We start from the raw sequence: 25,084 nt of genomic DNA, 5'->3' as shown, positions 1-25,084 counted from the left end.
GCCGCGCCCGCCAACGGCGCCGCGCCGGCTGCCGAGCAGGCCGCGCCCGAAGTGCCGCCTGTTGGTAACGACAACGGCAATACGAACGGAGGCGGTGCGCCGCAAACCGGTTACGCAGCGCCCGCTGCACAGGCGCCCGCCGCGCCTGCACAGCCGGCCGCAACAGCGCCGCCGCCGATGCTGGTGATGCCCCCCGGCGACATGTCGACCGACAACCCATTACGACCGGTCCAGAACGGCGGGTACTAGACGATGTTTATCCTCGCATGCCGTGCCCGTTTTCGTATTGCGCGTCCTGCGAGACAGCGTGGCTTCACGCTGATCGAACTCGTGATCACGCTGGCGCTGGTCGGCATCCTTGCGCTCGCCGTGGTGCCGTTTTCGCAACTGATCGCGCAGCGCGAGAAGGAGCAGCAATTGAACGCCGCATTGCGCGAGATTCGCACTGCGCTCGACGCCTACAAGGAAGCGAGCGACAGCGGTCTCATCGAGCGGGAAGCGGAGGCTTCGGGTTATCCGCCGACTCTCGCCGTGCTGGTGGACGGCGTGAAGAACGTCAAGGATCCCAAGGGCGGACTGGTGATGTTCCTGCGCCGCGTGCCGCGCGATCCTTTTTATACGGGCGATCCCGATACGCCGCCGGAAGACACCTGGACCCTGCGCGCGTTCGGCGAGCCGCCTCCGCATCCGGACGGCGGCGGCGCCGACGCTGCCGACAGCGCGGATACTTCCGCACGTGGCACGGCGGGCAAAGACGTGTTCGATGTGTCGTCGAAGTCGGATCGCGTCGGCATCAACGGCATTCCCTACCGGCAGTGGTGAGCCCCATCATGAAACGCATTCAATCGAGCCGCCGCAGCGCCGGCTTTACCTTGATCGAACTGGTCGTCGTGATGGCGATCATCGGCCTCCTGTTGACCATCGCGCTGCCGCGCTACATGCACAGCATCGATCGCGGCAAAGAGCACGTGCGCGCGCAGAATCTCGCCGTGATGCGCGACGCGATCGACAAGTTCTATGGCGACAACGGCGCGTATCCCGACACGCTGGACGAACTCGTCACGCGTCACTATCTGCGCTCGATTCCCGTCGATCCCGTGAATGGCGACGACAAATGGGCGGTGGTCGCTTCGCCCGACGATACGAAGCCGGGCGTCTACGACATCCTCCCCGCGAGCAGCCCGCAAGGCGCGGCATCCGATGCGGCGGGAGCGGGGCAATGAGCGTTGCTGCGGCGCATGGCGGCGAGAGACATCGTTCGAAAACGCGAATGTTCCGCGAACGGGGCATCGTCATGCTGACGCTGCTGATCGCGCTGATGCTGCTTTCCATCGCGCTGATGGGCGCACTCGATGTCTGGTCATTGCAACGCAAACGCGAAACCGAACAGCAGTTGCTGTTCGTCGGCAACCAGTACCGTCTGGCGATACTGCGTTACTACCGCGCCGGCCGCGTGCTGCCCGCATCCGTCGACGAACTGCTCAACGACTCGCGTTTTCCCGAACCGCTGCATCATCTGCGGCGCGCCTACGCCGACCCCGTTACCGGCCAGAGCGATTGGGTCTATCTGTATCAGGCGGGACGGATAGCGGGCTTGCATAGCAGTTCGACGGACGCGCCGATCAAACGGTCGCGCTTTCCACGTCAGTTCGAAGACTTCGAAGGGCAGCAGACCTACGCCGGTTGGCAATTCTTCTATCTGCCGCCCATGCAGCGTTCCAATTCCGGTCCCGACGCGCAACCCCGGAAGCCAAGAACAGGTTCACTGGATGCACCTTTCGATCCGATGAACGATGGGCTCACGCGTTACACTCCTCGAAGCCTTGGCTCTTCGCATTGGTAAGCGGCTTAAAGCGCATTGAAATACCGCTATAAGAATTCAATAAACGCGGAATTGTAATTTCAATGTCGTCTTTGATTCTCATTACGCACTTATTCGCACCTGCTTATGCGGTCCGCCACACATATCTCCACGGATTCGCGGCCCAATACGCCCTCGCTCAGGGAATAGAAAACAAATCTTAAGGCGTTCTTCAGCTTCGATCTCCGACACTTCCTTTACAGGGTATTTTCTCTTTCTTGTCGAAGCGGTCAAGTTTTCCTTTCTAATTAGAACCGGCTCGAGAGGCTTCGTATGGAATCGGTGACGAGGAAGCTCTATCACGTTTGCCGTGGTAGCCGGGCGCTGCCTGACGTCTTGCTGCCGCAGAGCGAATGGAATATCGACCGGATCGATATCTGCGCGCGCAACCGGCAACGAACGCGGCTTGCTGCAGGTGCCGGCGGATTGATCGATATTGCTTCGATGAAGTTTCCACGCGACCTGGAAGCGCTCACCGAGGTGCTCTCCATGCGCGACGTAGGCTGGGTTGCCGCCTTGTGGCCCGAGCAGCTGGAAGATGGTTCGGTCCGCTCGCTCGTGCGCGGGCGTTGCATGAGCTACATCACGTTGCCGACCACCCCGGACGAACTGCGTCACGCCGTAGGACACGCACGCGGAATGTGTTCTCTGACCGAGCCGCTGGCGCACGATCCGTGGGCCGGCGCGGACGGCGAAATGATCGGGTCGTGCGACGCAATGCTTTCGCTCTTTCGCGCGATCCGCAAGGTCGCGTTATGCAATGCGCCCGTGCTGATTCAGGGCGAGTCGGGAACGGGCAAGGAACTGACCGCGCTGTCGATCCACCGGCATTCTGCGCGACGGCATGCGCCGTTTGTCGCGATCAACTGCGGCGCGATGCCGGAACATCTCGTCATGTCGGAGTTGTTCGGTTATGAGCGCGGCGCGTTCACGGGTGCAAACGAGCGCAAGACGGGGCGCATCGAGGCAGCCAACGGCGGCACGGTGTTTCTCGACGAGATCGCCGATTTGCCCTTGAATAGCCAGGCAGGTCTGTTGCGCTTTTTACAGGAACGCAGCATCGAGCGGCTAGGCGCTTCGCACGCGGTTCCCGTCGACGTCAGGATCGTCTGCGCGACCCATGTGAACCTGATGGCTGCGACTGCGGAAGGGCGGTTCCGGGAAGATTTGTATCATCGCTTGAGCGTGCTTCAGCTTGGCGAGCCGCCGCTTCGCGCGCGCGGGGCCGATGTCGAATTGCTGGCGCGGCATCTGCTGGATCAGTTGCGTGTCGATTCGAGTCGGCGGATTCGCGGGTTTTCCGAGGACGCCGTGCGTGCGCTGCATGCGCACGACTGGCCAGGCAATGTCCGGGAACTGCGCAATCGCGTGTGGCGCGCCGTCGTGATGTTCGACAGTCCGACGATCACGGCACGCGACCTGGGCCTTGCGCATTGCGTCGATGCGCGTGTCACCTCGCTCGATCAGGTGCGGCGTCACGCCGAGCAGCATGCAATCGAGTCCGCCTTGCTACGGCATCGTGGCAACGTCGCCGATGCGGCACGCGAACTGGAGATCTCCCGCGTCACGCTGTACCGGCTGCTCGAGTCGTATGAGTGCGATATGGCGACGTTCTTGAGAGGGATGCGCGCGGATGTTCCGTTGATGATGGTGCGGTAGACCCGCTGCGTGGGATCGCGCTACATGCGACAGATCTGCACAGGACCGGTGACGATCGTCGAACGCATAAACCGTTCCCATGCAACTGTCAGCGGCTGCCTCGCCGCGCTCAAAATCCCACACCGACGCCGACACCCACTCCACCGCCGAAGCTGCCGCCTCCCACGCCTACGCCAATACTCGGCCCCGGCGCGTAATAGCCGGGACCGCCGTACGCCGGGTAGTTGTTGTCGTAGGGCGGGGCCGCTACGCATCCGGCGACGGCCGCCGCTAAAGCCAAGATGCCGACAAGTTTCACCATGATCGTCTCCCATGCACGAACTGCGCAGCAAGACCTGATCCTCGGTTCGCGAACGTTGCCGCCGCGCCGGGACAGATCTTGTAATCGTGTCGGTGCCTGGCAGAAACACCCCCCGACGAAAGGGGGTGTTTCCCCGGTGGTGATGGCACCTTACGATTGTTAATCTTCTACCTATCACCTGAGTTACGGAAGGACCGATTTCGAGTTACCTGAACGGATGACGGAAGGGCAGTACGTCGAACTTTGGCCCGTCACGCATTTCCGCTCTCTGCCTGATAAAAGAATGAAAAACTATTACATTGCACTCGCGGTCATTTTCTGCGTCTCGATTCTCTACGTTTTGTGGAGCGATAAAGGATTTCGCGAGGAGCGCGCGCGTGCTCGCCTGGAAGACGACGAGAGAAAGTCCAAGCCCGCAACGCACAAGCAGCGGCGCGATCGACGGAACAAATAGTGGCGGTATCGAATGTACTCAACGCTAATTTAAAAATCCGGTCGGCCCTATACGACCTGCCGTCATAGCACGCATTAGCAAAACGGACTAATGCCTGATATCGCTGTATTCCCTCGCATCGTCCGCCAAAAGACAGGTTTCAACTGGCGTAAATTCATTCGGCCTCCCGTGCGTGTCTATCCTTAATCGGCGCATTCGCACAATATGACCAAGGAGGCATGTCATGAAACCGGTGCTATGTGTCGCCCTCGTCAGTATGCTTTTCGGGGCTCAGGTGGCACACGCCGTCTGTCGCAGCGACGCGGTCTTTCTCTCTTTCGACAATCAGATTCGGGGTTACTCCGCGCGCGCCAATGGAGCGACCGAGCCCTGCCAGGTGCTGCAAGGGCCGCTCACTACCTTGATGTCGGCCGGCGCGACGGCGATCGATAAAAAGGATGCCTTTCACGTTGCGCAGTTTGGCCAGAGTACGGTCGATATCTTTCCGCGCAAGGCTGAAGGCAATCAGGCACCCGAGCGCTCGTTCATGTTGACGTCGACGAATGATCTGCCCGGCGTCGCAGTGGACTCTCGCCTCAACGACTTCGTCCTGAGCGTTCGCCCATCGACCGCGGGCGTGATGGTCGTTCCCGTCAATAGTTCAGGGCCAATACCCAATCCCGTCCGCATTACCGATCCGAATATCACGCATTACCAGAGCATCGCCATCGACGGAGACGACAATCTGCTGATCGCGGGTTATGACATACAGGGAGCGGCGATCATCGATACATTCGGCACGAGTCGAAGCGTGACCGCGCCTCCGCTTCTGCGCAGCCTCACAGGTCCGAACACCGGCCTGTTTCCGGGCCGCAATGTTTTTTTCTCGCAGATTGCCACAACGATCGCTATCGATCCTCGCACGGACGAATTGTTCGTCTACAACACGACTGCGGATGCGACCCAGACTCAGGTGAGCGTTTTCGCCGCCAAGGCGAATGGCAACATGCGACCGTTACGGACGATCAGCGGCCCAGCCACGGGCATCGTCGGCCAGGAGCTGGCGCGGCCAGGTAACCGGATCGCCGTCTCGCCGGATGGACGGCTCTTCTTTGCCGATCCGAGTCAACTGCGCATACTCGCGTTCGCGCCGGGCGCAAGGGGCAATGTGCCTCCGTCTCAAATCATCGAAGACTCCACGCCCGGTCCAGCCAACTCTGGAGCGATCGTCTTCCGGTCAGGGCGAGGCGGGCGGCACGATGACGACGGATGCTCGATGAAACCCGACGAGTAATCCCAACAACCACGCGACGCGCGCTAAGCTCGCAGACCAGCTTTTTGCCGATATCGCGACACTCAGATATCTGACTATGCAGTAATCTGGAGATCGGGATATTTGCTTTCCATGCACGGTAGAGTTGAGGCAGAGTGCGTCGGCAAGCTGCATAGCGCGACATCGATCCAAACGACACGCGGGCCCTGATGCGGCTGATCTTTGCGTACAGGCTGCCGAGCGCGGCAAGGTCGGGCCCGCTGTGCTGCAGCGCGTCGACATAGCACTTCGTCGCTTCCTCGACGAAGGCCTTGTAGAGAGAGGTCCTGCCGGCGAATGCGGTCGTGCGCCAGCCACTCCGTGCGAGCCCTGAGTGCGTTGCGTGAGCCATGAGGCCAGCACGGACGTCAGGCCACCGATAGCGGCGCCGACCAGTGCAGCGAGTGCCGAGATAACGGAGGCGTTCATGGAGCATCCTTTCGGTGCGGAACACGCCGATAATCATAGCGCCCGTATGCATTCGGCAAGGATGTGCGGCGCTGCATAGCGCCGCTATTTTTTCACGCGCGGAAGGCGACGGTCCGACTCGCCCCGGGTCTCGGCTACGCCACGCAAAGAGTCAATGTCTGCTCTTCTATGCCTTCGAAGCGGAGCGGTCCGACGTCTTGTCATACCACGCCTGTAGTGCATCGAATCCGGGGGGAATGCCCATCTTCATGCCCCCCGCCGCAAAGTCGATGGCCGCCAGCGTGGTGATGTCGGCCGCGGAGAACGCGTCGCCTGCCACGAAAGGAACCGTCTTCAGACGCTCGTTGAAATCGGCAAAGAAATGGGCCACACGCATCTTGCTGCGCTCGACGATCTCCGGGATCTGTTCGTAGGCATGCGGACCGGACAGCGCTCGCCCCTTGAGTCCGGCGACTGCGTTTCTCACGCCCTCCATCACGGCCGCAAATCCGTCGATTTCGGCGCGCCGCTCCCACATCGCGATCAGTGCCTTCGCTTGCGGTGTCGTACCGAGCAAGGCGGGCTTGTCGGGATACGCTTCCTCGATGTAGCGCCAGATTGCGGGGACCTCGCCGATCACCGTGCCGTCTCCCAAGACGAGCGTCGGAACCTGCATGCGAGGATTGATCGCGACATACTCAGCAGAGAATTGCTCTTTCGCACCGAGGTCTACTGTCCGGGTCGGAATCTCAATGCCCTTCTCTGCAAGAAAAATGCGAACCCGGCGAGAGTTGGGCGAGGCCTTGGATTCGTAAAGCGTGAGGTCGGTATTCATGGCTTGATCCAGTTCGAAAAGAATGGCTCGCCCGCATAGCAGTCGGTACGCGGACGAGTGTTGTCGTGCAGTCTCAGCCCGCCGTCTTGCCACCGTCGACGGTCAGGATCTGGCCGGTGACGAACGCGGCGCCGTCGGCAGCGAGATAGAGCACAGCCGCGGCGATGTCATCGGGCCTGCCGATGCGCGCGAGCGGCACAGTGGCGGCGAGCGCCGCCTTGTTTTCCGCGGTGCTGGTGAAGCGGTCAAGCATTCCCGTATCGGTTGGTCCGGGTGCGACCGCGTTGACGCGAACGCCCGTTGACGCGACTTCGAGCGCGGCCGATTTCGTGATGCCTTCGACGGCGTGCTTGCAAGACATCCCGTTGTATAAATCAAGGCGAATCGACGTGAACCCTTACGGCACAAGGGATTGCGCCTACTGCGCCACTCGCGGTTGCCAGCCGTGCCCCCGTTGCTACCGGGTTTTCTGTCTTCGTGGTGTCTCATCGACCCTTACATATGCGTCGGCAAATCTGACCGTGCCAGCAGGGGCAAAACCTTAATAAATCGGTCGGGTTCCCAGTACAGAATCGATCGCTTAGAGCGATCCTGGGTTAACACCTATCAAGTCTTGCGAGACCTTGTCGGTCATGGCTTCCGGACTGCCTGTATCCGGCTCGCAGCCCATCTTTTGAAGTGCTACCGGGTTGCGCTTTGCATTCGTAATATCTACCGTGGGCGATAGCGTGATGAAAGTGCATCGCGTTCGCATGTTTTCATCCGCTGCGCGACCGCGAGGGGTCGCGCGCTACTAGACCGATATGGAGAGAGCACGATGTCCTACGGACTGGATCTGTCGGAGGTCCGCTATGAAACGGACCATGCGGGCAATCGCCTCAAGGCGACCATCCCGTACACGATGTTTTCGGCGCTGACCGAGTTCTGGGTTGCGGCGCGCAGGGCGCAGACGGCGAGGGTCGAAGCAAGGTCCCGCCCCGGGCAATTTAAAGGGTCACTGCAAGCGGCGCAGTTGCCGACGCCCGATGAACCGGCGGCAGCTTCCCCACCACCCGAAAGTTTGCGCCCGCGCAATCCTCACGACCGCCACTGGCAGACGCTGATCAACAGCCTGCCCGTGGTCGATGATCCGCCCGAACCAGAAGCGCGCCTCGCCGTAACCTCCCCACCTGAAGAAGTCTTCCTTGCGCAGGCATCGCCCGCGCGCGCGTCCCCCGAAGTTATCAAATCGCCGAAAGAACGCGTGTTCTATCGCGAGTTCGTCGAGGCTCCGCCCGTCGAAGTGGCGGAGCGCATCGCGGTGGGCGTCTATTTCACCCGCGCATGGCGCGAGTACCGCAATCTCACGCTGGCCGATGCAGCTGATCTATTCGGTCGAGGCAAGGCAACGATAATGTGGCACGAGAGCGGCAAGTCTGCGCCGAAGCCCGTCACGCTCGGCAAGCTCGCGCAGATTTATGACTGCCCGGTCGCGCAGATGATGCCGTTGCCCGGTTCGGATACATCGCCCTTCACAGGTGAGGCGCGTAAGGGCGAGTCGGTCGTAGAGGCGAAGGCCGAAAAGGTACCGCGCACGATCACCGAGCCGCGCTCACCAGCCAACACCGACTATCCCGAGGGAGTACTCGAGCACCTGATCGCGGGCAAGTCGCCACTGCTTGCGTGGCGTCTGTATCGCGGCATGAGTGTGAAGGCTCTGGCCGAGGCGTATGGCACGACGACTAGTAACTTGACGGCGATGGAACGCAATGCATGGCTGCGGCGCTCGACCATCGACAAGCTCTGCCCGATCTTTCATTGCTACCCCGCGCAGTTGCTGCGGCCTGACAGAATGGCGAGCTTGCACGATGTGGTTCAGCATGCGGCTGAGGATCGGCTCCAGAGCACGCAGGCCGAATTGGCGCGGCACTAGATTAAATTTTGGTCGAAACTTCTGAGGAGCGCGAAAGCGCATTTTTTTGACTTTCCTAGTATGCCCGTCTACATACTGGGTAAGATCAAGGGAGTACCAAAACATGACCCCTAATAAGAAGGAAGTGTGCGATTGCTATAGTTCCGGCTCAAGTCAAGGTAGAGGCTTACATGAAGAAAAGACAGAGTGCCGAAGGAATAGAGCGACACGACGATGTCGGCGCAGTGGCGTTGCAGGAAGAGGAGGAGGGACCTCGGCTCAAGATCAGCATCACGGTGCCGCCGGAGGTGCTCGAACGAATCGACGCATATCGGAAAAAGCGCGGCGGACTGAATCGTTCAGCGTTGTTCTCGCTTGCGGCCGACTGGTTCATGAACGAACACCCAATCAAGCGCCACGACGACTGATCGTATTTCAGTGCGGATTGAATAATCGCACACCGCAGTACCGTTACGAATATCCGAGTCCCGAAGCTCGTCTGTATGCAAGATCAAGGTCGGAGGTGCGCTATGCCCTCGCGTAACCCCCCGAATCAGATCGAACTGGATCTTGATGCACGGCTCATGACCCGGCTGCGCCGCTACGCGGCGACGCGTGGGCTGTCGTTCGAGGATGTGTTGCTCCAGAGCGTTCAATCGTTTCTGGACGGCCTTCCAGCGTCCGAGTTCGATCCGCCTCTCAAGAGCGTCTCCAAGCGCGCGGCGCGCAAGGGAGGCTGATTATGCAAGCGGTCTGTCAGGCCGAGATGATCATTTTCGCTATCACGCTGACGCCGGTCAGGCGACCGACATCAGACGACGACCCACGAAGTCGGGCACATGCTCTTGACGATCGTCGACGAAGGGCAGATTCGGGCCAGGAACTTTCATTAACGATAAAATCTGAGCGGCCGTTAAAGCTGATGGCTGCCGCCGGACGCTCGACTGTTCAACGACGGTCTGAACCAGAGCGCGTGGTTAGACGGGCTGTGCCGACGCGCTGAAAGTCTATGAAAGTCATCGTTGGTAACTTGAGTGCCCCTCGAAACTGACCATTTGAAGCGAAACGAAAAATCAGCACGAAAAGGCTTCGCAAACTAGGCTTGCGAACTCAAAGGGGGGAGGCATGGAGCAACCGCGGGAAGAATCTCAAATTCTTGAGGACCTGGCCATGCTAGTTACGTTGCCGGGATATGTTCATGCGGTCGCACATATCTGTCATCGCGACAACGTCATTCACATCAAGGGCATGCTGAAGCCATCCGACATGGAACGGCTGTATGGTAGGGAGCGGCTGATTCGGACGGAATTGACGACGCTGATAGGCTTGATGGTAAAGAAGCCGTTGGACTTGTCTCTGCAGACGTGCGAGGTGATCGACGGCTATGTCAAGCGTACGGATTCGCTTATGCGCGAGTTGCATGATGCGATGTCCTACCCGACGTTCGCGGCCATGTTCGAGGCAATGAGAGCGGGCACCGAGCCACCAGACCCGTGGCGCGGCGCGGGGATGCGAGAGCCCATCTTCTATGGCACAGAGTCAGCCTACGCCTTTCAGTACAGAGACTTCGTGCCCGAGAAGTACGGGGCCGATGACGATTGGATGCTAAACACAAAAGGGTTCACCTCCGGCCAGGCGCGAACTATCGCAGAGGCGATGTGCGCCTTGATGGACAAAAAGGGGACGCGACTCTTCGCGGACGCGAGGGCTGCCAAGACCCCACCTGCAACGTGGCTCCCGGCGTTCGAGTTTTCTCTGGATGAGGTGGCGGGTAGCAGCGGCGTTGCGAAGGGCGTAGTCGAAGCGTTTCTCCGCGCATTCCTTTTTTCGGGGGACAACTCGGTGTTCAAGGAGGTGGGAGACTTCAATGAAGTCGCCGCTCGTCCGTTGCTACCTACCGACCGTGGGACGGTACTCCTTTTTTCACAATATGCTATTTACGAGGCGCTATACGAGTCTCCGTTCTTCTGGATGTGGGAAGACAAACCCTATCGCCCGACAGCAGCAAAGCATCGTGGAGCCTTTACTGAGCAGTTCGCTGCTCGCCGGTTGAGCAAGGTCTTCGGCCCGGAGCACGTCCATACGAATACGAACTTGCATCGTGGCAAAGACATCGTGGGTGAAGCTGATGTCCTCGTCATCTACGGAGATCGGCTCATCATCGTGCAGGCGAAGGCGAAGAAGCTGACCATCGCCGCACGCAAAGGCAATGATAACCAGCTGAAGTCCGACTTCGCAGCTGCCATCCAAGACTCATATGACCAAGGCTGGACGTGCGCGAACGAAATGCTTGCCGGCGGATGTCGGTTGGTTGACGACAAAGAGAGAGAAATCGAGCTTCCACCGAGCGTCAAAGAAGTCTTCCTGTTCAGTCTTGTGTCGGAACACTATCCGGCGCTGGCCTTCCAGGCAAGCCAGTCGCTTAATTTCCATACCACCGATATCATCCGACCTCCCTTCGTGATGGACGTGTTCCTTCTCGACACATTGACGGAGATGCTCACGACGCCGTTGCGACTGTTGGGCTACGTGAAGTTGCGCGTGGCTGTATCGGACAAGCTGATGAGCGGGCATGAACTGACCGTGCTCGGCTACCACCTGAAACAGAACCTTTGGCTTGATGAGAAGTACGACTGTGTCATGCTCGAAGACTCTATCGCTCAAGACTTGGATGCGGCGATGCTAGTCCGGAGGGATAACCAGCCTGGCGACGATACACCGGAGGGAATCCTTACGAAGATGCGCGGAACTCGCTACGAGAGTCTCATCAAAGAGATCGAAGTTAGTGAGAACCCGGCAACTCTTGAACTCGGGTTCCACTTGCTGTCAATGGACGAAGATTCGTGTAGGAACGTCCATCGCATACTTGAAACGATCACGCGGCAAGTGCGGCTCGACGGTAAGCGACACGACATCACGCTCGCATCGAGTACACCGCCTTGCGGGGTTAGTTTCCATTGCAATCCAACGCTATCTGCCGAAGCGATCGCCACGTTGGAGGCGCACTGTGCCAAACGCAAGTACCAGCAGCGCGCGGCGGAGTGGTTCGGTGTCTCTGTTAGCCCGGGTGGGCAGGTTCAATTTGGCGTCACGTTGGACTTTCCGTGGGAAGCTTCTGATGAAATGGAGCGGCTTACAGCTGGCATGAAGCCGGCGTCTAAGGTGCGCGATGCGTTTCGTAAAATTTCGCGAGAAGTCAGTCACCAGAAACTCGGCCGGAACGACCCGTGCAACTGCGGCAGTGGACTCAAGTACAAAAAGTGCTGCTTGTGATCAGAGGCCTAATCACATCAGAAATGTAGAGCGGCACGCACAAATGGCTCTTCTGTGTGACCGCGAATGCAATGGAAATCTCGGACTCGCTAAACCGAAGACGTCGGACTTGTCCTCTGGATTCCAGTATCGCGAGCTTCGATCCTTAACCGCACTGCTTGCGATCGCCGCTAGCGTTCCGCCCTTGGCACACGTCGGGTGCCTCCCGCGTCATAAGAACGACTGCTCTCCTGTTTTCGGATCGCCGTTGGAATGAGCGGTCAGCAGAACTAGAAACGCGAACAACCTCGATGCGATTTCCCATCCAAAACACTAGGCGGACGACACCGCGCCGCCATCGTTCTATCAGATCTATTTTGCTACTGCTGTGCTCGCCAATCCTTGATGTACAAAAGATCGTCATGGCTCAGCTTTAAAACGGTGTGGCTACGCAGCAGTCCCTCTGCGGCGGGGCCAAATTTCGCTGCTTCATCAAAAGCGAGGAAAATCTGTTTGCGCTGAACCGCAGCAAGTATCCGCAGAATATGCCTCGTCGCAGGCACCTCAATGTTCTTGTAAATCACCGAGTCATGGATGATAAACGGGAGACGAGTCAGCGAAAGCATCGCGAGGTCAAAGCCGACGAGCCCTGCATACGATTTTCCGGTACCAGTATCGACCGGAGATGTAAAGCTATACGAATTGGCACTCTTGATTCTCAGCTGCGAAGCGTTCCGTTTGGGATCGTAAACTACCTTATTAAAGCGCTTCAATTTTTCATTAATTGCTGTTTCGATCGCTAGAAAAATATTGACATAGATTGCCCCTAGACGCTCCTTTGACAGGGAGGTCTCTTTGTCAATCGCTAATTTTTGATCAAAGAAGCGATTCTCCTCTGCAGCGTTGTCAGCAACCTCTTTTAATTCAAAAACCCGCGCAAATAGATCATCTGGCGTTCCCTTCGCAGCAAGGTCGGCACGCATAGTGTTTTCCAACTTTCCAATCTCGGCGCTGACATCCGACTCTCGCGTGGAGAGTTGTGTCAATTCTTTTTTTAATTCCTTCTTTACCAGATTCGAAATATTTTGATGAAACGCTTCAACCTGTTCCAAACGCTTTACGTTGACATCTGGGAAGAATTCTGTAACGAGTGAGATGTTCGCACTTAGCCGGGGTGCCACTCCAGCAAGATCACGATTTACACGGTCAATCTTAGACCGCAATTCTTCGCGTTCAGTGTTCAACTGATTTTTTCGTTGCTGCTGTACACGCAACCCCTCATCGAAGAGGGCTTCGTATGCGCTGAGTGCCCCAGCGAACCCTTGCTTCAAGCTTTCGATCACAATCGCGTTATCAGCAATCGTTTTTTGATTAGCCTTATATTGTGTTTTATTGATCTTCGGGATAATTTCGACACTCATCGATTTTGAAATCAGGCGCTTCCTTTCATTATTAGCATCCAAGACTGCTTTCTCTCTCTCGATCTCCGCTATCCGTTCGAAAAAGTCGATGAGCCGCTCAACAGCGACTGCTGCAGATTCCTTCGGATCAGCCGAGAATGGATGCTCCGGTTCGAGCGCGCCTTTGTTCCAAATTCGGCTGAACGGCCCAACGAGTGACCGAAAGCTCGATTTAAGTTGATCGAGATCGTAGAGAGACTTAAGCTTGGCTCGATACACATCGACGGTAATTTCTTCTGTGACAGAATAATTTTCATCACAAACTTGTATCAGATCAGATGCGTCCGTGGCGCGCTTGAAGAAATAGCGCGTGTTATCAAAATTAAACTCGATACTGTACGCGTGATGCCCCAAGGACGCGATGGCACCGGCTTTATCTTCCTGCAACGAAATCCCACCCATCGCAAAATCGATCACTAACAAAGCAAGCGATTTTCCAATCGAATTTCTTGCGTCGTCATCGCCAAGTACGATGTTGAGCCCGGCGTGGAACGAGATTTCGCCGTGGTTAAAGAATGGGCAGATAATCTTACGCAGCATATTCAATCGCTCCGGTTGAAGGCTCTACATCGAGCGCACCAAGCACATACAAAATATCGACTGCGCAAAGAAACTCTGACGCGTCTTGGAAATCACCTGAGGTTCTAGCCAGCAGATCAGGGATAGTCTCTCCATTCCGCTTATTTTCCAGGATGGTACGCATCTTGAAAATAGTTGATTCTTCGAGCGTCGTAAATTTAGTTGGAACCAGCATCGAAGACCTCGCAATTTTGAACAAAAAATGAAGTCAGAACCTTTGATGCCATAATCGATTTGCCGGTTTTAAGGCTTACCCACTGTGCAATGTGGTTGAAAACAATGTCTTTGTTATTTGGATTCTGCTTATTCATGACGAGGTAGTACGAATTGATTTGATTCTGCAGAATTCTTATAGCCGCCTGATCCCGCTGCTCAATTAGTCGAATTTGATTCCTGATCGGTACAAAGAAATCAATAGCGTTCGAACGGATTTCCCTTTTCTGTAAAGGGCTGATATCCGTCTTTAGTTTTTCGTCGAGCGAGCTCACGTTTAATTTTGGCTCTGAAAGGTCATCATAGTCGAGGTTGCTGTTGACTATGAGATCTAATATCTCATGAACCTCTTCCTGAAGCGCATGCTGGGAAGCGGTGTGTTTTGCCATCGCATCGCTGAGATACTGTTTTTTAATCTGAAGCAACTTCAGATATTCCGCGATCTTAAAATCCTTGTCATATTTTGTGTGGCAACTCGGACACAAAAGAATGACATTTTCTAATGCATTGATATCGGTTGGTGCTGTGTACCCTTTTAAACCGGTTTTTTGAGATGCGTTCGGGTTCAAAGGGTAGATATGGGCAATCTCATAGCCGATAGTCGGATGCGCTGAAGTAGCCTTCTGGAACATCATTGGCAAACCGCAGAGCGGACAGGCGCCCCCGGTTTCGCCGTAGAGAATACTATGCTCGTTGGGATGGTACTTGACCCGTTTATTTGTCATTTATCTAAACTTATCCAATTAACTCAGATACAGTTGCGCCAGTCTTGAGCGACGTTGCGATAAACCTACGTCTGACCGGCCTTCGCTTCATGCGTCGTCAGCAAAATGCGTTTCCGGCGGAGACGGGGCCACCCCCGATTCCTTGCGGCCCATTCGGGATTTTATAGGAGCGCAGATGGAACGGTCGCTTTTAATGTTGGCCTGAAGCATCGAGAGGTCGCCTCCAACCACTCCAACATAATCAAGCGATCTAGGGGCAGGCGCGGAGCGCACCAAAAAGACTGGCCACGCCCCTATCTTCTCGCAAGGGGTTTGAGCGACACGTGCGATGATCGCAGGCGGCCTGCCGCACGAAGGCGCATAGCGCACTTAATTCGAGCGTAACGCCGGCAGGGGCGGACACGCACGACAGCTCGCAATCAGGCGCTTGAGCCAGTCGCGTGCTTCCGGTTGGGTACTGGCGAGATGCGCGCGATGTCGACGAACTGGCGGCGCGAGGCATCGCATCGACGACGGGTCTGACCGGCCACTCGACAGCTAATGGCAAGCGTGGCCTTCACGCCTCGAAAATTCTAACCGGGTATGGTCGCCGCGCTCTCGCGATTCAGGCTGCGTCTTGCCAAATGAGATTTTCGCGCGTAGTTCATCATTTTTCTTGTCTCATTCTTACGCCATCAGATAGCAGGAGCCGATACCACGGTCCCCGGGGAAAATGGCGAGCAAAACATTGCATTGATAGCTCGTAGCTTAATTTGCTCGCTCATCGACGACAAACCGTGCGACCCCACTAATCACGCGATCCCACGACCATCAGCGCCCATACAGAGCTATCGTGGTCCTGACGGCGGGAGTGGCCCGCCAGATTGATAAGGACAGCATCAGATGATGACCGTAGGCGAAATGAGGGAGCTGATCGAAGGCTTGGACGACAGCGTTGAGGTGCGCCTCGCGATGCAGCCCCGGTGGGCGTTTGAATACAGCATTGGTAACGCGGTGATTGTTGGACCAGCGTCGTTGCCCCCAGGACACGAGCCGGAAGAGGACGAGGACGTGCAGCCGGAAGAGAACGTGGTGTACCTCGCGGAAGGATCGCAACTCGGTTATCTGCCGGGTTACGTGAGCCGCGAGATCGGCTGGCGCGGGTAGGAGAGAGCAAGGTGAAAGAGTACGAAGTGACGGTCTACATCCCCGGTGGCGGGGTCTACTTTCGGACCACGTGGATGGAGGGGCTTGTGAAGGCAGAGGGCATCGCCGCCGAACTGAGTGGCGTCTACGGCAGCGAAGCGGTCGAGCTTGTCGAGCGCACTATGACCCGGGTGGGCACTACGTTCCGCACGATCAGGCACGCGGAGGTGTGGAAAGCATGAGTGCATCACGGTCGGTCATGCGCGCGACGCAGGCGGTGTTTCGCGCGATGGAGGACAAGGGTGGCATGGCGAAGTGGGTGCTCGTTGCGCAGGAACTGCTCGATGAACAAGAGGATACGAAGCTGGTCTCGGATACGTTGATCGCGTGGTTGAAGGAACAGTTTGCGGCGATCCACGCGGTGCCGGTGGTGCCCGCGCCTTACGCGATGCTGGTTTCGGTTGCACTCGATCAGGTGCGATGGGACACGATCGCGTGGCGTCTGATCGCCGACGCAGAAACGGCAACGCTGCGCAAGCAGGAGGGCTAGATGGAACGCTTTACTTTCGAACTGATGTTCAAGGGCGGTGGAGGCCGACCCTTCACGCGGCAGGTGACGGTCGAGGCCGCGAACGTTTACCACGCCTGGCGACGCATGGGCGGGCAGCTAGTGAACACCCGCGAGGGCCGCGAGGTGATGCTTCAGGTGCGCATGCTTGAGCAGGCCGACGACGATGGCCCGGTGATCGGCAAGTTCGGACGGCGCGCGCGACTGATCGGTTTCTGATGCGACGAACCATCGCGACTTCTGCGCGGGCAGCAGAGTGATCATGGTTCTGACGGCAGGGGAAGGGCCCGGCCGAACGAAGCAAGGAGCAAACGATGAACTACGTGGCGAAACTTCGCGACGGTGGCGAGACCCGGTACGGGTACGGTGAGACGGATCACGCAGCGGTGCAGGAGGCGGTCAGCGCCATGCCCGTTGCCCCGGGGAACAAGGCTTGGCTGGTGGTGTACACCGAGGACGGAAACGGGGCGGTCGACACGCGGTACACGATGCCCTACGGCCTCTATCGCATTGAGACGGAGTGAGGGATGGAAACGGTAACGATCAGGATCACCGATACCAACGGGCGCAGCAAGGGCGCGATTCCGATCGGGATCGAGCGCCGCAGCGACGGCACGGTGTACGCGGTGCATCACGCAGGCGAGCACTACGTTGCAAGCGGCAAGGTGGGCACGAACGTAAGGACGGGCAAGCCGGTCACGGAGTATCGGGCGCAAGGCGACGCGCTGCGTTTCTGGCTTGCCGACGATCTGAGCTTTGGGGATGAGGACTGAGATGGACGATTTTGAACCGCGCGCCGAGGTGCAGGCGTTTGAGCTTTGGCGGCGCGACGGCACCTTCTACATGACGGTGTGGTTTGAAAGCGAGGCGAATGCGCACCAGATTGCCGACCGACTGGACATGATGCTTGAGCCGGGGCCGGTGGGTGTGGTACGGCCCGAGTAAGTGAACTGATTTTTTCTGACAGGTAACGAGGACATGGAAATGGACGCGAACACGATCGAATGGGTAACGGACGACGCGGGCTTCATCTTCGAGGCGGCGCGCCGCAAGCGTGAGGCCGAAGCGCGCGAGCTTCTCGGCGGGTATGTGGCCGCGAGCGAAACGGAGCGCGACATTCTGCGCGCCGGGTGGGTCGACCTCCTGCTTTCGCGGCAGGTGATCGCGGACGACGAACACCGCAAGGTGCTAAACGCGAAGCACGAAGCGTTCATGGACAAGCTGGACGCGGACCTCGATGCCTTCGTCGGGAATCCGGGCGACGAGCAGCGCGCCAGCCTGACCAAAACATATCGCAGCTTTGTGCGCCGCCTTGTGTTGCCACACCACTATCTTTAAACATCGCTGGCCGGCATCAAGCGGGCCGCATGGAGAAACGCCATGACCATTGGCACCCTGATCCTGATCACGTTCGTTGTTCTGTATTTCCTCCCCGGCCTCGTTGCTGTCCGCCGCAAGCATCGCAATGCGACCGCGATCGGCGTCTGCAGTATCCTGTTCGGCTGGACCTTCGTCGGATGGGGTATCGCGATGATCTGGGCGTTTAAGGAGTAACCGACATGACGAAAGAAGCGCAAGACCTCAAGCCCGGGGACGTGCTGTTGCGCGCCGGAATCAGCCGCCATGTGGTCGTCAGCGTGACGCCCATCGGCAGGCCCGCAGGCCGGGTTGAGATCAAGACGTACCAGTTAGGAAAACCCGACAACGTGACGGTCGAGGACATGCCCGCGCACACGCTCGTGGAAATTGTCCTTCCGTAGGGGCCTCCGCCAAGACCCGAACTCCAAGCCCGCCCCGAGCGGGCTTTTGCTCGTCATTCGAAAATGCGCGGCGAGGCCGGAATCAGGGCGCACGTGCCGCCGGCGCGCCGTAGTCATTGCAACCACCGCGCCCGCGTTGTGCCGGCCCGTTGTGCGGGCTAGAATTGACTCGTCCGTCGCAAGGCAAGGCCCTCGACGCGCGGACACTCATAGGCACTTGTCGCCGCCCGCCTCTCGACGGCGGGCTTTTTTTCGCCCGCGTGATTCAGGTTGCCGCCTCGCCGGAGCGCTCTGCCTGCAGCCCGCCGAGTTCGCGTAGCTCGATCACGCCTTCCTGCCGGGATTCCAGCGCAGCGTCCTCGCCCGGTTGTAGCGTCGAGTCGTCGACGTTGTCGCCGTCGACGATCACCCGGATCGGGTTCTCACCTTCGTTCATGATCACGACTTTCATGTTGCACTCCATTGGTTAGAACTGTGATCGTGAGGCGCGGTGCTTATCAGTGCCTCGCTACTATCCTAAACTTTGCAGGACACCTTCAGGAGGGCGTTTTCATGTCGAATGTTGCACACCCCTGGGATAACGAACCGGATGCAGATACTTTCGAGGCGTCCGAACTCGTCTGCGTGATGCGCCGCGATCACAACGGCGTTTGGAACGGCTATGCGGGCGTGCCGAAGTCGCACGCGCTCCACGGCCAGCGCCGCGATGTGCTGATCATCGTCCCGACCTCGGTCGCGGGACGCGAACTGAACAGCACGCGCGTGGCCGCAGCAGACCTGCGTGGCGTGGTGCCACGCACACTTGAAGCCGATATCGCGCTGCCACTCTCGGTCGTGATCGACGTCCACGGCGGCATCTGGAACACAGGCGTGGTGGGCGATAACTATCCCGGCCTGTGGTTCTACGGCTTCATGTGCGGGCATCAGTGGGACTTCAAGCCGCTCGACCCAATGACCATTCAGGCGTATCAGACTGACCCCGAGCAGGCCGCGCAGGTCTTTCGCACGCCCGCCGAGTATCGGACCTATGACTACGCGCGCGCCGAGACTGAGATGCTCGCGGCGCAGTTCGCCGCGCTCGCTGACGTCGTGCTCGCCAAGCAGGCCATGCAATGAAGCTGCGCTTCCGCGACCTGAACCCGCAGGTAACGGAGGCAGTCGTCACCGCCTTCGCCGGTATCCCTGCGATCGACGTCAAGTGCGCAGACGTGTTTGACGGCGCGCCCGCCGATGCGATCGTGTCGCCCGCGAACTCGCACGGCTGGATGGACCGCGGCATCGATGCCGTCTATCGCTATCGATTCGGCCCGCAGATCGAGCGCGAACTGCAAGACCTGATCGCGAGGCTGCCGACGAAACTGCTGGCGGTCGGTGAGGCGATGATCGTCTGGACCGGCTATCGGGAGATTCCACTCATGATCGCCGCGCCGACGATGATGGTGCCGAGCAACGTGGCGCACACCGAGAACGCCTATCTCGCGTTCCGCGCGGTGCTGCGCGCGGTGCGGCACTCGAATCTGCAGGTGGTGATCTGCCCGGGCCTCGCGACGCTGACGGGCCGGATGGTCCCGCAGGAGAGCGCGCGTCAAATGCGCCGCGCTTGGGACGAGCAAATGGGCCTCGTGCCCGCCGAGTCGCATCAATGATCAGCGATGCGTGACTGCGCTTTTCGTTGGACTGGTTGTGGTCGGCATGTGTGCCGGTCCGCAGCTCGCATACCGACGCTAACAATTCATGACGGTGCTTTTCGCGGAAGGGCTAGCAGAGCTGCCAGACCGAGTGACGGAGCCTACACTGAAGCAAAATAGTTCGGCGGACGGCCAAATGCGGCCCAAGAAGCGACGTTCGTTTGCGAGTTAGTCTCGCGATACGAACGTCGGTTGCGAGTTGGCGGAGCGGTCATTCAGCGGACGACTTCACCCCCGCTGGCTCGCGTGGCCAGATAACGAGAGTGGGAAAACTAGCAGCAGGGCTGGGAGACTCGTCTGGAGCCAATCTCCGGAGCGTCGAGTTTGCGGGCGCCAACTTCGGAGGCGCAGTGCAATACAAGAGCGACCATATCAAGGCAGCATCAACCGTCCCCGCCAACCCCTCATCAAGCAAACTCCTCGGCCGATTCAACAGGTCTGATTTCTGCGCCTGGACGCCATTCAGGAGCTAGTGCAAGCATAGCCTCACATGCACCCTTGCTTCGATAGGCTGGGTAGTCCGTTCGAAGTCGAGTGAGGTTAAAGTACGCATAGAGCTTGAATTCTTCCCCGTCCGGGCGCGTGTACACGCCGTAACGCAGTCCATCGGTCACGATCAGCCGATGGCATGCGGATCGCGACTTCGCGTATCCCAACGCCTGCGACATCGCAGTTAGACAAGAGTCCTCCATTTTTTTCGCTTCCACAACCGCACAAAGATTCTCATCTTGGCGAGGCAGACGTTCGAAAAGTGCTATATCCACGAAGTTCCATTCGACCGCCATTCGCTGTGGCGTCCATCCCAGAGCTCGCAGCAAAGGCACGACCAGATATGCCACGGTCTCATGTTCCGACGGTTTTTTGGTCCGCGTGTACCATTCCGCAATCCGAGTAAGTTCACCGATTTCGCCCATGAGATTTGTGATCGACGAACTGGCGACGCCATGATCAAACAAATAAGCAGATATCGCCGATAGCGAAATCGATCTCTCGCCTTGCTGTGGCAATTCGGGCAGTAGTGCGTTTATGGCGTCGGCTGAAGGGGTGAGCGTGTTAAGCCAATCCATCACAGGACCCTCGTTAAGCAATTGAGTGGTATCGCCCTGTTTCATTGCATAGGTGTCAAAGCGCTTCGGCCCCGTCGTCGCCTTCCAAAGCCACTTTACGCGACGAACATGCTGCAGATCCCATCCGTCAATGTCGCCGAACTCGTCGTGCCACTCGTACGAACCGACGACTTCGCCCACCCCATACACCTGGTTGGTGCCGATACGAAGCACGACAATATCGCCAGGGCGCATTATTTCGCTGAATCGCTTCAAGTCGGTGATCTTCCGTGCAGACCAGCCGTCCTCCCGCAGCGTCTTGGCAGCCTCCGGCAACCGACCCGCAGACCCCGGGCCATTTAGAATGACGCCCCATTCTAGGCATATGCTGACGTAGTTTCGCCGCGGCTCGCCTCCGGCATGCTGCCAGACTTGCTTTCCCGTGAGTTCCATAATTCCCGATTCGCGATGTGGTCGAGCAGCGAGCGCTGCCCATCTCGTTATTTTCCGATTCGCTATGTTACCTATCGCGGCCAGCCTTTTGAAATCTTTCGAACAGATGAGAGTCGCACAAGTTTCAGCCGTAGTGCTTGTGTTTTGCCAACTACAAACTCTCCAAACGGGTCCAACGCGGCCGGTGTGAGGAGGGAAGCTCTATGGACGGGTACCGCCGTACCGCTCTAGTTTCGACAAGCGCTTGCAGATTGCGCGCAGTTGCGACGACTGCTCGACATCCGATACCGGCCGTGAACCGCTGAAGGTGCGACTGTCGGCTGAGGGTCGGCAAACGCCCGTGGCGTCCATGTACAGTCATTCGTTGCCGCCCGCTCGTTCGAGAGGGGCGCGCCCCTACGGACGCGCCTGAAAACGTCGTTATTGCGATAGGCCTTCGTATCGCGATAGTCGTGTTTCCGGCCGTAACTGAGTCGGTGCGAATCGAACTTTGCAACCCCTTTCGGGGCCGCGCAACTGCGCGGAGTGTCTGCCGCCCGTTCCTTCGCCGAATCAATAGGAAAGAGACGAAATCCTGGTACGCGATTCTTTGGCAATCTGTTACAAACACACTCGTACGTTCTATGCAATGCCCCAACCAGGATGAACGAGATGACAAACAAATCCGACGCAAAGCTTCGCTGTGCGTGCGGCAGTGGGCGGAAGTACAAGAATTGCCATGCCCTCATAGCAGACTCGCCCTCGCAAGAGCAATTCAGGCAAGTTCGAGAATTTTTTAACCTTCAGCAAATGAAGCTTGCGGACTTCAAGGAACGCCACGGCACCGGACGCATACCCGTTCACACGCCATTCAACAATGGGCACGCCTTTGCCGTCGGAAACGAGATCCACATGATCGAAGCTGGTGGCTTCCCTGACTTCATCGACCGTCTTGCCATTTCGACAATCGGCTTCGATTGGATCGAAGCCGAACGAGAGAAGCCAGTAGAAGACCGACACCAACTCGTCAACTGGCTCGACGTTATCGATCGTCACAACCAAGACCCGCAACGGCCCCAAAAGCCTGAAGGTTTCGCACCAATAGGAGCCAAAGGAACTTGGCTCCGCATGTCATATGATCTATTCACAATTCGCAACAATGCCAGCCTGTCCAAAAGGATTCTCGCGCGTTTAAAATCGCGCGATCAATTTCAAGGCGCACTGTACGAACTTTGTGTAACGGCCAGCTTTATCGCAGCAGGATTTGAGATTGAATTCGAAGACGAAACGGACAATACCCGAGATCACCCTGAATTCGTCGCGTGCGACCCGAAGACCGGCCTACGCATTGCCGTCGAAGCGAAAAGTCGCCATCGACTTGGAGTTCACGGCCACGCAAGCGGAAAGGAATGGGCATCGGGACAATTCATAGACGTGCGTCGCCTATTGCACGACGCTCTGTCGCTCGATACGGAAATCCCCTACTACGTTTTCGTTGACGTGAATCTACCTGCGCCTAAAGACAACGACGAATATCGTAGCTGGCTAGCTGAGCTAAAGGCGACACTCGAAGACTGCGAAAACCATGGTTTCGACAAAGATGATTTTCCTTCCAATGCTGTGATATTCACAAACGATCCAACGCACTACTTTCTCGAAGAATTCGTACATCCCGCACAAGCTGCACTCTGGTACCTGAAAACGCAGCACAAACACCCCAAAATTGCCCACCCGAGCGAAGACATGGTTTCACGCGTCGCTACCGCATTCTTTCAGCGTTCGACCGTCCCCGATACGTCCGACATCCCAAGTTAGCACGCTACACATCAGCTGTCAGTCATCCAATGCCGACGATGGACACTCGATTGGCGCATCCAATTACATTGGGGTCATTCGCGGCTAGCTTGAGGCAGGACGAGTCCATCTTCGGTCGCACAAAATACCCGTTCGTGACACTGGTAGACGACGTGGCCGTTATAGATGGCAAGCAGCTCGCGGTTGTTACGCATAAATTGAACATCGATTTGCTTAAGGGGAAGCGACTTTCGATCAGCAAGCACCTTGTCTAGAAACTCGGGATGTGCCTTGCCTTCCAGAAGTGTACGGGGATCGGCAAAAATATAGGTTATGAAAGCATTCCGACGTAGATTGAAGGAAAATGCCATATGCGGGCCATTGGGCAGCGGCTGACTATAGCCTCGGTCAGGAAGCAAGCAGCTTTCGCTATCAAATTCACAGACCCAGACAGCTACATGACGCGCGGGGCGAAACGCCCAGCAAGCGGTGATCGAGTTCAGCGATCTTACGCTCGAATACGGAGCCGTTTGCCGCAGGATCTACGGTGGCGCGCTAAGTGAGGTCATGCCGGACGCGACGATAGCGACGCTATTGGAGCTGTTGGACAAGTCACTGATCGCTCCTTAGCCGGACTGGTTCGACTCTGGATCGGCTGCACCGCTCGTAGCATCAACACTCACGGATGCTCCTTGGGGCCGGGCAAAGGGGGCGCTGCGCTCGCGGGCTTCGAGCTTCCGGCCTTCGTCTGCCGGTTGATCGAGTTGGTCGTGTCGATCGTTGAGTCGACCCGCGCAAAGCAGAAGAAGAGACAGGCGGGCAACGGAGGGAACGTCGTGTTGTGTCCCGCCCGCATCTGATCGGAGGGGACGGTGCTGCACGCGGCGAGCGCCGCGATCGCGAGGGTGCCGGATAGCGCGCGCATGATCAGGTCGTCTTCATGAGGAACCACAGCCCCACGCACGCAGGCCGGTTGTCGAACGCAGTGCTTCCGCCGGCGTTATAGATGCCGATGCCGGTGCCCGCGCCGTAGATGCCGATGCCGGTTCCGCTCGCGCCGATCCAGATGCCGGTGCCGCCCGCATTGACGTTGTTCTGCCCGCGTCCCGAACTGTAGCCGGTCGAGACCGGACATTGCGCGCCGCCGTTGTCGGCACCCGCCTGCACCGAGCCGTAGTTTGGGATGCTGTGGGCGTGGCCCGGATCGCCCACGCCGTGAGCATGCCCCCCGTCCGCGACGCTATGCGCGTGGCTCGGGTCATAGACGCCGTGCGCGTGAACCGGCAGGTTATTGGCGTCGAGCACGCGGGAGTTCGCACCGGCTCGCGCGCCTGATGCGAGCGATCCGCCCGCGCCGCAGGGAAACGTGTCGCGCATATCGGGCGTGCCATTGGTGCCATCGCACTTCACGTAGCCGACCGGCGGATTGTTGCCGTCACCGAACCACATGATGATCGTGTTCTTCGGCACCGCCGCCTTGATCGAGTTGCGCACGTCCGCGAGGAAGTCATCGAGCGGGCCGATGTCGACCCATCCATCGTTCGCGTTGGTTCGACGCTTCAGACGCACGGCAGTCGTGTCGCCCCACATCATGCCCGGGTAGGTTTCGGGCGGTTCGGTCGCCCCGCAGTTGTCCCCGAGCACCGAGAGCACGATCTCGTTGAGTTGCGTGCGCATGTCCAGACCGGACGGATGCGCAGGCACCTGATACGAAGAGGAAGGTTGCGTCATGATTTGCTCGC

The 25,084-nt window shown here is 58.1% G+C and carries 32 protein-coding genes and 2 pseudogenes; 23 read left to right on the top strand and 11 right to left on the bottom strand.

Features of this window, described 5'->3' with window-relative positions; all coding sequences use genetic code 11:
• From G3N95_RS24515 to G3N95_RS24495, 5 genes and pseudogenes are all read left to right on the top strand, one after another.
• Window positions 1–249, top strand: a pseudogene (locus tag G3N95_RS24515) (type IV pilus secretin PilQ); the annotation flags it as partial.
• Window positions 250–252: 3 nt separating this feature from the next.
• Window positions 253–822: a type II secretion system protein gene (locus G3N95_RS24510; RefSeq protein WP_205972658.1), complete on the top strand. Its 570-nt coding sequence runs from the start codon at window positions 253–255 to the stop codon at window positions 820–822.
• A gap of 8 nt (window positions 823–830) precedes the next feature.
• Window positions 831–1,223, top strand: coding sequence for a type II secretion system protein (locus G3N95_RS24505; RefSeq protein WP_205972657.1), 393 nt, complete (start codon window positions 831–833; stop codon window positions 1,221–1,223).
• A gap of 47 nt (window positions 1,224–1,270) precedes the next feature.
• The gene (locus G3N95_RS24500) at window positions 1,271–1,843 is read left to right on the top strand and encodes a type II secretion system protein (RefSeq protein ID WP_205972656.1); all 573 of its coding nucleotides are present in this window, start codon (window positions 1,271–1,273) and stop codon (window positions 1,841–1,843) included.
• Window positions 1,844–2,134: 291 nt separating this feature from the next.
• Window positions 2,135–3,520 (top strand): sigma-54 dependent transcriptional regulator, encoded by a 1,386-nt coding sequence (locus G3N95_RS24495; protein WP_205972655.1) that lies wholly within the window; start codon window positions 2,135–2,137, stop codon window positions 3,518–3,520.
• 109 nt (window positions 3,521–3,629) lie between these two features.
• On the opposite strand, the gene G3N95_RS24490 is transcribed toward G3N95_RS24495, so the two are convergent.
• Window positions 3,630–3,821, bottom strand: coding sequence for a hypothetical protein (locus G3N95_RS24490; protein ID WP_205972654.1), 192 nt, complete (start codon window positions 3,819–3,821; stop codon window positions 3,630–3,632).
• A 677-nt stretch (window positions 3,822–4,498) separates the two neighbouring features.
• Between G3N95_RS24490 and G3N95_RS24485 the strand changes: the two genes are divergently transcribed.
• Entirely contained in the window at window positions 4,499–5,548 is a 1,050-nt protein-coding gene (locus tag G3N95_RS24485; RefSeq protein ID WP_205972653.1) for a hypothetical protein, read from the top strand.
• A 613-nt stretch (window positions 5,549–6,161) separates the two neighbouring features.
• Here G3N95_RS24485 and G3N95_RS24480 read toward each other — a convergent pair.
• Together G3N95_RS24480 and G3N95_RS24475 are read right to left on the bottom strand one after the other, a co-directional pair.
• Window positions 6,162–6,809, bottom strand: coding sequence for a glutathione S-transferase (locus tag G3N95_RS24480; RefSeq protein ID WP_205972652.1), 648 nt, complete (start codon window positions 6,807–6,809; stop codon window positions 6,162–6,164).
• A gap of 73 nt (window positions 6,810–6,882) precedes the next feature.
• Window positions 6,883–7,161: pseudogene (locus G3N95_RS24475) on the bottom strand (SDR family oxidoreductase); the annotation flags it as partial.
• A 465-nt stretch (window positions 7,162–7,626) separates the two neighbouring features.
• Here G3N95_RS24475 and G3N95_RS24470 point away from each other — a divergent pair.
• The 4 genes from G3N95_RS24470 (at window position 7,627) to G3N95_RS24455 (ending at window position 11,973) form a co-directional block, all read left to right on the top strand.
• Window positions 7,627–8,721 (top strand): helix-turn-helix domain-containing protein, encoded by a 1,095-nt coding sequence (locus G3N95_RS24470; RefSeq protein ID WP_205972651.1) that lies wholly within the window; start codon window positions 7,627–7,629, stop codon window positions 8,719–8,721.
• Window positions 8,722–8,891: 170 nt separating this feature from the next.
• Window positions 8,892–9,128: a ribbon-helix-helix protein, CopG family gene (locus tag G3N95_RS24465; RefSeq protein WP_205972650.1), complete on the top strand. Its 237-nt coding sequence runs from the start codon at window positions 8,892–8,894 to the stop codon at window positions 9,126–9,128.
• A gap of 102 nt (window positions 9,129–9,230) precedes the next feature.
• Complete coding sequence (locus tag G3N95_RS24460; protein ID WP_205972649.1) at window positions 9,231–9,440, top strand: hypothetical protein; 210 nt, start codon at window positions 9,231–9,233, stop codon at window positions 9,438–9,440.
• Between the two features lie 385 nt (window positions 9,441–9,825).
• Window positions 9,826–11,973 (top strand): nuclease-related domain-containing protein, encoded by a 2,148-nt coding sequence (locus tag G3N95_RS24455; protein ID WP_205972648.1) that lies wholly within the window; start codon window positions 9,826–9,828, stop codon window positions 11,971–11,973.
• A gap of 359 nt (window positions 11,974–12,332) precedes the next feature.
• On the opposite strand, the gene G3N95_RS24450 is transcribed toward G3N95_RS24455, so the two are convergent.
• Genes G3N95_RS24450 through G3N95_RS24440 form a run of 3 tightly spaced genes read right to left on the bottom strand, consistent with a single transcriptional unit; the run spans window position 12,333 to window position 14,929 of the window.
• Entirely contained in the window at window positions 12,333–13,952 is a 1,620-nt protein-coding gene (locus G3N95_RS24450; protein WP_205972647.1) for a DUF2326 domain-containing protein, read from the bottom strand.
• On the bottom strand, window positions 13,942–14,166 hold the full coding sequence (locus G3N95_RS24445) for an ABC-three component system middle component 7 (protein ID WP_205972646.1): 225 nt from the start codon (window positions 14,164–14,166) through the stop codon (window positions 13,942–13,944). The genes G3N95_RS24450 and G3N95_RS24445 overlap by 11 nt, the downstream gene beginning before the upstream one ends.
• A complete protein-coding gene (locus tag G3N95_RS24440; RefSeq protein ID WP_205972645.1) occupies window positions 14,150–14,929 on the bottom strand; it encodes an ABC-three component system protein in 780 nt (259 codons plus the stop codon). Before G3N95_RS24440 ends, G3N95_RS24445 begins: the two co-directional genes overlap by 17 nt.
• Window positions 14,930–15,811: 882 nt before the next feature.
• Between G3N95_RS24440 and G3N95_RS24435 the strand changes: the two genes are divergently transcribed.
• The 10 genes from G3N95_RS24435 (at window position 15,812) to G3N95_RS24390 (ending at window position 18,382) form a co-directional block, all read left to right on the top strand.
• Window positions 15,812–16,075 carry a hypothetical protein gene (locus G3N95_RS24435; protein ID WP_205972644.1) on the top strand — a complete coding sequence of 88 codons (264 nt, stop codon included), beginning with the start codon at window positions 15,812–15,814 and terminating at the stop codon, window positions 16,073–16,075.
• Between the two features lie 11 nt (window positions 16,076–16,086).
• Window positions 16,087–16,296, top strand: coding sequence for a hypothetical protein (locus G3N95_RS24430; RefSeq protein WP_205972643.1), 210 nt, complete (start codon window positions 16,087–16,089; stop codon window positions 16,294–16,296).
• Window positions 16,293–16,604, top strand: a complete 312-nt coding sequence (locus G3N95_RS24425; protein ID WP_205972642.1) for a hypothetical protein — start codon at window positions 16,293–16,295, stop codon at window positions 16,602–16,604. The genes G3N95_RS24430 and G3N95_RS24425 overlap by 4 nt, the downstream gene beginning before the upstream one ends.
• Entirely contained in the window at window positions 16,605–16,841 is a 237-nt protein-coding gene (locus G3N95_RS24420; protein ID WP_205972641.1) for a hypothetical protein, read from the top strand.
• Between the two features lie 95 nt (window positions 16,842–16,936).
• Window positions 16,937–17,146: a hypothetical protein gene (locus tag G3N95_RS24415; protein WP_205972640.1), complete on the top strand. Its 210-nt coding sequence runs from the start codon at window positions 16,937–16,939 to the stop codon at window positions 17,144–17,146.
• Window positions 17,147–17,149: 3 nt separating this feature from the next.
• The gene (locus G3N95_RS24410) at window positions 17,150–17,395 is read left to right on the top strand and encodes a hypothetical protein (protein WP_205972639.1); all 246 of its coding nucleotides are present in this window, start codon (window positions 17,150–17,152) and stop codon (window positions 17,393–17,395) included.
• A gap of 1 nt (window position 17,396) precedes the next feature.
• Window positions 17,397–17,567, top strand: coding sequence for a hypothetical protein (locus tag G3N95_RS24405; protein ID WP_205972638.1), 171 nt, complete (start codon window positions 17,397–17,399; stop codon window positions 17,565–17,567).
• A gap of 39 nt (window positions 17,568–17,606) precedes the next feature.
• A complete protein-coding gene (locus G3N95_RS24400) occupies window positions 17,607–17,960 on the top strand; it encodes a hypothetical protein (RefSeq protein WP_205972637.1) in 354 nt (117 codons plus the stop codon).
• A 42-nt stretch (window positions 17,961–18,002) separates the two neighbouring features.
• Window positions 18,003–18,176, top strand: coding sequence for a superinfection immunity protein (locus tag G3N95_RS24395; RefSeq protein WP_205972636.1), 174 nt, complete (start codon window positions 18,003–18,005; stop codon window positions 18,174–18,176).
• Window positions 18,177–18,181: 5 nt separating this feature from the next.
• On the top strand, window positions 18,182–18,382 hold the full coding sequence (locus tag G3N95_RS24390; protein WP_205972635.1) for a hypothetical protein: 201 nt from the start codon (window positions 18,182–18,184) through the stop codon (window positions 18,380–18,382).
• 265 nt (window positions 18,383–18,647) lie between these two features.
• On the opposite strand, the gene G3N95_RS24385 is transcribed toward G3N95_RS24390, so the two are convergent.
• On the bottom strand, window positions 18,648–18,833 hold the full coding sequence (locus tag G3N95_RS24385; protein ID WP_205972634.1) for a hypothetical protein: 186 nt from the start codon (window positions 18,831–18,833) through the stop codon (window positions 18,648–18,650).
• 101 nt (window positions 18,834–18,934) lie between these two features.
• On the opposite strand from G3N95_RS24385, the gene G3N95_RS24380 reads away from it, so the two are divergent.
• Together G3N95_RS24380 and G3N95_RS24375 are read left to right on the top strand one after the other, a co-directional pair.
• Window positions 18,935–19,498: a hypothetical protein gene (locus tag G3N95_RS24380; RefSeq protein ID WP_205972633.1), complete on the top strand. Its 564-nt coding sequence runs from the start codon at window positions 18,935–18,937 to the stop codon at window positions 19,496–19,498.
• Complete coding sequence (locus G3N95_RS24375) at window positions 19,495–20,028, top strand: macro domain-containing protein (protein ID WP_205972632.1); 534 nt, start codon at window positions 19,495–19,497, stop codon at window positions 20,026–20,028. The genes G3N95_RS24380 and G3N95_RS24375 overlap by 4 nt, the downstream gene beginning before the upstream one ends.
• A 449-nt stretch (window positions 20,029–20,477) precedes the next feature.
• On the opposite strand, the gene G3N95_RS24370 is transcribed toward G3N95_RS24375, so the two are convergent.
• Window positions 20,478–21,569 (bottom strand): hypothetical protein, encoded by a 1,092-nt coding sequence (locus G3N95_RS24370; protein WP_205972631.1) that lies wholly within the window; start codon window positions 21,567–21,569, stop codon window positions 20,478–20,480.
• A 651-nt stretch (window positions 21,570–22,220) separates the two neighbouring features.
• Between G3N95_RS24370 and G3N95_RS24365 the strand changes: the two genes are divergently transcribed.
• Window positions 22,221–23,363, top strand: a complete 1,143-nt coding sequence (locus G3N95_RS24365; protein WP_205972630.1) for an SEC-C domain-containing protein — start codon at window positions 22,221–22,223, stop codon at window positions 23,361–23,363.
• A 74-nt stretch (window positions 23,364–23,437) separates the two neighbouring features.
• Here G3N95_RS24365 and G3N95_RS24360 read toward each other — a convergent pair whose 3' ends face one another.
• The 3 genes from G3N95_RS24360 to G3N95_RS24350 form a co-directional block, all read right to left on the bottom strand.
• Window positions 23,438–23,713, bottom strand: a complete 276-nt coding sequence (locus tag G3N95_RS24360) for a hypothetical protein (RefSeq protein ID WP_205972629.1) — start codon at window positions 23,711–23,713, stop codon at window positions 23,438–23,440.
• 308 nt (window positions 23,714–24,021) lie between these two features.
• Window positions 24,022–24,267, bottom strand: coding sequence for a hypothetical protein (locus tag G3N95_RS24355; protein WP_205972628.1), 246 nt, complete (start codon window positions 24,265–24,267; stop codon window positions 24,022–24,024).
• A 2-nt stretch (window positions 24,268–24,269) separates the two neighbouring features.
• Window positions 24,270–25,073, bottom strand: coding sequence for a phage tail protein (locus G3N95_RS24350; RefSeq protein WP_205972627.1), 804 nt, complete (start codon window positions 25,071–25,073; stop codon window positions 24,270–24,272).
• Window positions 25,074–25,084 lie beyond the last annotated feature (11 nt).

It is taken from the genome of Paraburkholderia sp. Tr-20389 (assembly GCF_017104565.1).
GTDB lineage: Bacteria > Pseudomonadota > Gammaproteobacteria > Burkholderiales > Burkholderiaceae > Paraburkholderia.
This window is presented reverse-complemented; position numbering and strand designations above follow the sequence as displayed.

Excerpts from the sequence above, each read along its gene's own strand:
- G3N95_RS24510 (WP_205972658.1), top strand. The coding sequence starts at position 253 with ATGTTTATCCTCGCATGCCGTGCCCGTTTTCGTATTGCGCGTCCTGCG.
- G3N95_RS24505 (WP_205972657.1), top strand. The coding sequence starts at position 831 with ATGAAACGCATTCAATCGAGCCGCCGCAGCGCCGGCTTTACCTTGATC.
- G3N95_RS24500 (WP_205972656.1), top strand. The coding sequence starts at position 1,271 with ATGTTCCGCGAACGGGGCATCGTCATGCTGACGCTGCTGATCGCGCTG.
- G3N95_RS24495 (WP_205972655.1), top strand. The coding sequence starts at position 2,135 with ATGGAATCGGTGACGAGGAAGCTCTATCACGTTTGCCGTGGTAGCCGG.
- G3N95_RS24490 (WP_205972654.1), bottom strand. The coding sequence starts at position 3,821 with ATGGTGAAACTTGTCGGCATCTTGGCTTTAGCGGCGGCCGTCGCCGGA.
- G3N95_RS24485 (WP_205972653.1), top strand. The coding sequence starts at position 4,499 with ATGAAACCGGTGCTATGTGTCGCCCTCGTCAGTATGCTTTTCGGGGCT.
- G3N95_RS24480 (WP_205972652.1), bottom strand. The coding sequence starts at position 6,809 with ATGAATACCGACCTCACGCTTTACGAATCCAAGGCCTCGCCCAACTCT.
- G3N95_RS24470 (WP_205972651.1), top strand. The coding sequence starts at position 7,627 with ATGTCCTACGGACTGGATCTGTCGGAGGTCCGCTATGAAACGGACCAT.
- G3N95_RS24465 (WP_205972650.1), top strand. The coding sequence starts at position 8,892 with ATGAAGAAAAGACAGAGTGCCGAAGGAATAGAGCGACACGACGATGTC.
- G3N95_RS24460 (WP_205972649.1), top strand. The coding sequence starts at position 9,231 with ATGCCCTCGCGTAACCCCCCGAATCAGATCGAACTGGATCTTGATGCA.
- G3N95_RS24455 (WP_205972648.1), top strand. The coding sequence starts at position 9,826 with ATGGAGCAACCGCGGGAAGAATCTCAAATTCTTGAGGACCTGGCCATG.
- G3N95_RS24450 (WP_205972647.1), bottom strand. The coding sequence starts at position 13,952 with ATGCTGCGTAAGATTATCTGCCCATTCTTTAACCACGGCGAAATCTCG.
- G3N95_RS24445 (WP_205972646.1), bottom strand. The coding sequence starts at position 14,166 with ATGCTGGTTCCAACTAAATTTACGACGCTCGAAGAATCAACTATTTTC.
- G3N95_RS24440 (WP_205972645.1), bottom strand. The coding sequence starts at position 14,929 with ATGACAAATAAACGGGTCAAGTACCATCCCAACGAGCATAGTATTCTC.
- G3N95_RS24435 (WP_205972644.1), top strand. The coding sequence starts at position 15,812 with ATGATGACCGTAGGCGAAATGAGGGAGCTGATCGAAGGCTTGGACGAC.
- G3N95_RS24425 (WP_205972642.1), top strand. The coding sequence starts at position 16,293 with ATGAGTGCATCACGGTCGGTCATGCGCGCGACGCAGGCGGTGTTTCGC.
- G3N95_RS24420 (WP_205972641.1), top strand. The coding sequence starts at position 16,605 with ATGGAACGCTTTACTTTCGAACTGATGTTCAAGGGCGGTGGAGGCCGA.
- G3N95_RS24415 (WP_205972640.1), top strand. The coding sequence starts at position 16,937 with ATGAACTACGTGGCGAAACTTCGCGACGGTGGCGAGACCCGGTACGGG.
- G3N95_RS24410 (WP_205972639.1), top strand. The coding sequence starts at position 17,150 with ATGGAAACGGTAACGATCAGGATCACCGATACCAACGGGCGCAGCAAG.
- G3N95_RS24405 (WP_205972638.1), top strand. The coding sequence starts at position 17,397 with ATGGACGATTTTGAACCGCGCGCCGAGGTGCAGGCGTTTGAGCTTTGG.
- G3N95_RS24400 (WP_205972637.1), top strand. The coding sequence starts at position 17,607 with ATGGACGCGAACACGATCGAATGGGTAACGGACGACGCGGGCTTCATC.
- G3N95_RS24395 (WP_205972636.1), top strand. The coding sequence starts at position 18,003 with ATGACCATTGGCACCCTGATCCTGATCACGTTCGTTGTTCTGTATTTC.
- G3N95_RS24390 (WP_205972635.1), top strand. The coding sequence starts at position 18,182 with ATGACGAAAGAAGCGCAAGACCTCAAGCCCGGGGACGTGCTGTTGCGC.
- G3N95_RS24385 (WP_205972634.1), bottom strand. The coding sequence starts at position 18,833 with ATGAAAGTCGTGATCATGAACGAAGGTGAGAACCCGATCCGGGTGATC.
- G3N95_RS24380 (WP_205972633.1), top strand. The coding sequence starts at position 18,935 with ATGTCGAATGTTGCACACCCCTGGGATAACGAACCGGATGCAGATACT.
- G3N95_RS24375 (WP_205972632.1), top strand. The coding sequence starts at position 19,495 with ATGAAGCTGCGCTTCCGCGACCTGAACCCGCAGGTAACGGAGGCAGTC.
- G3N95_RS24370 (WP_205972631.1), bottom strand. The coding sequence starts at position 21,569 with ATGGAACTCACGGGAAAGCAAGTCTGGCAGCATGCCGGAGGCGAGCCG.
- G3N95_RS24365 (WP_205972630.1), top strand. The coding sequence starts at position 22,221 with ATGACAAACAAATCCGACGCAAAGCTTCGCTGTGCGTGCGGCAGTGGG.
- G3N95_RS24360 (WP_205972629.1), bottom strand. The coding sequence starts at position 23,713 with ATGGCATTTTCCTTCAATCTACGTCGGAATGCTTTCATAACCTATATT.
- G3N95_RS24355 (WP_205972628.1), bottom strand. The coding sequence starts at position 24,267 with ATGCGCGCGCTATCCGGCACCCTCGCGATCGCGGCGCTCGCCGCGTGC.
- G3N95_RS24350 (WP_205972627.1), bottom strand. The coding sequence starts at position 25,073 with ATGACGCAACCTTCCTCTTCGTATCAGGTGCCTGCGCATCCGTCCGGT.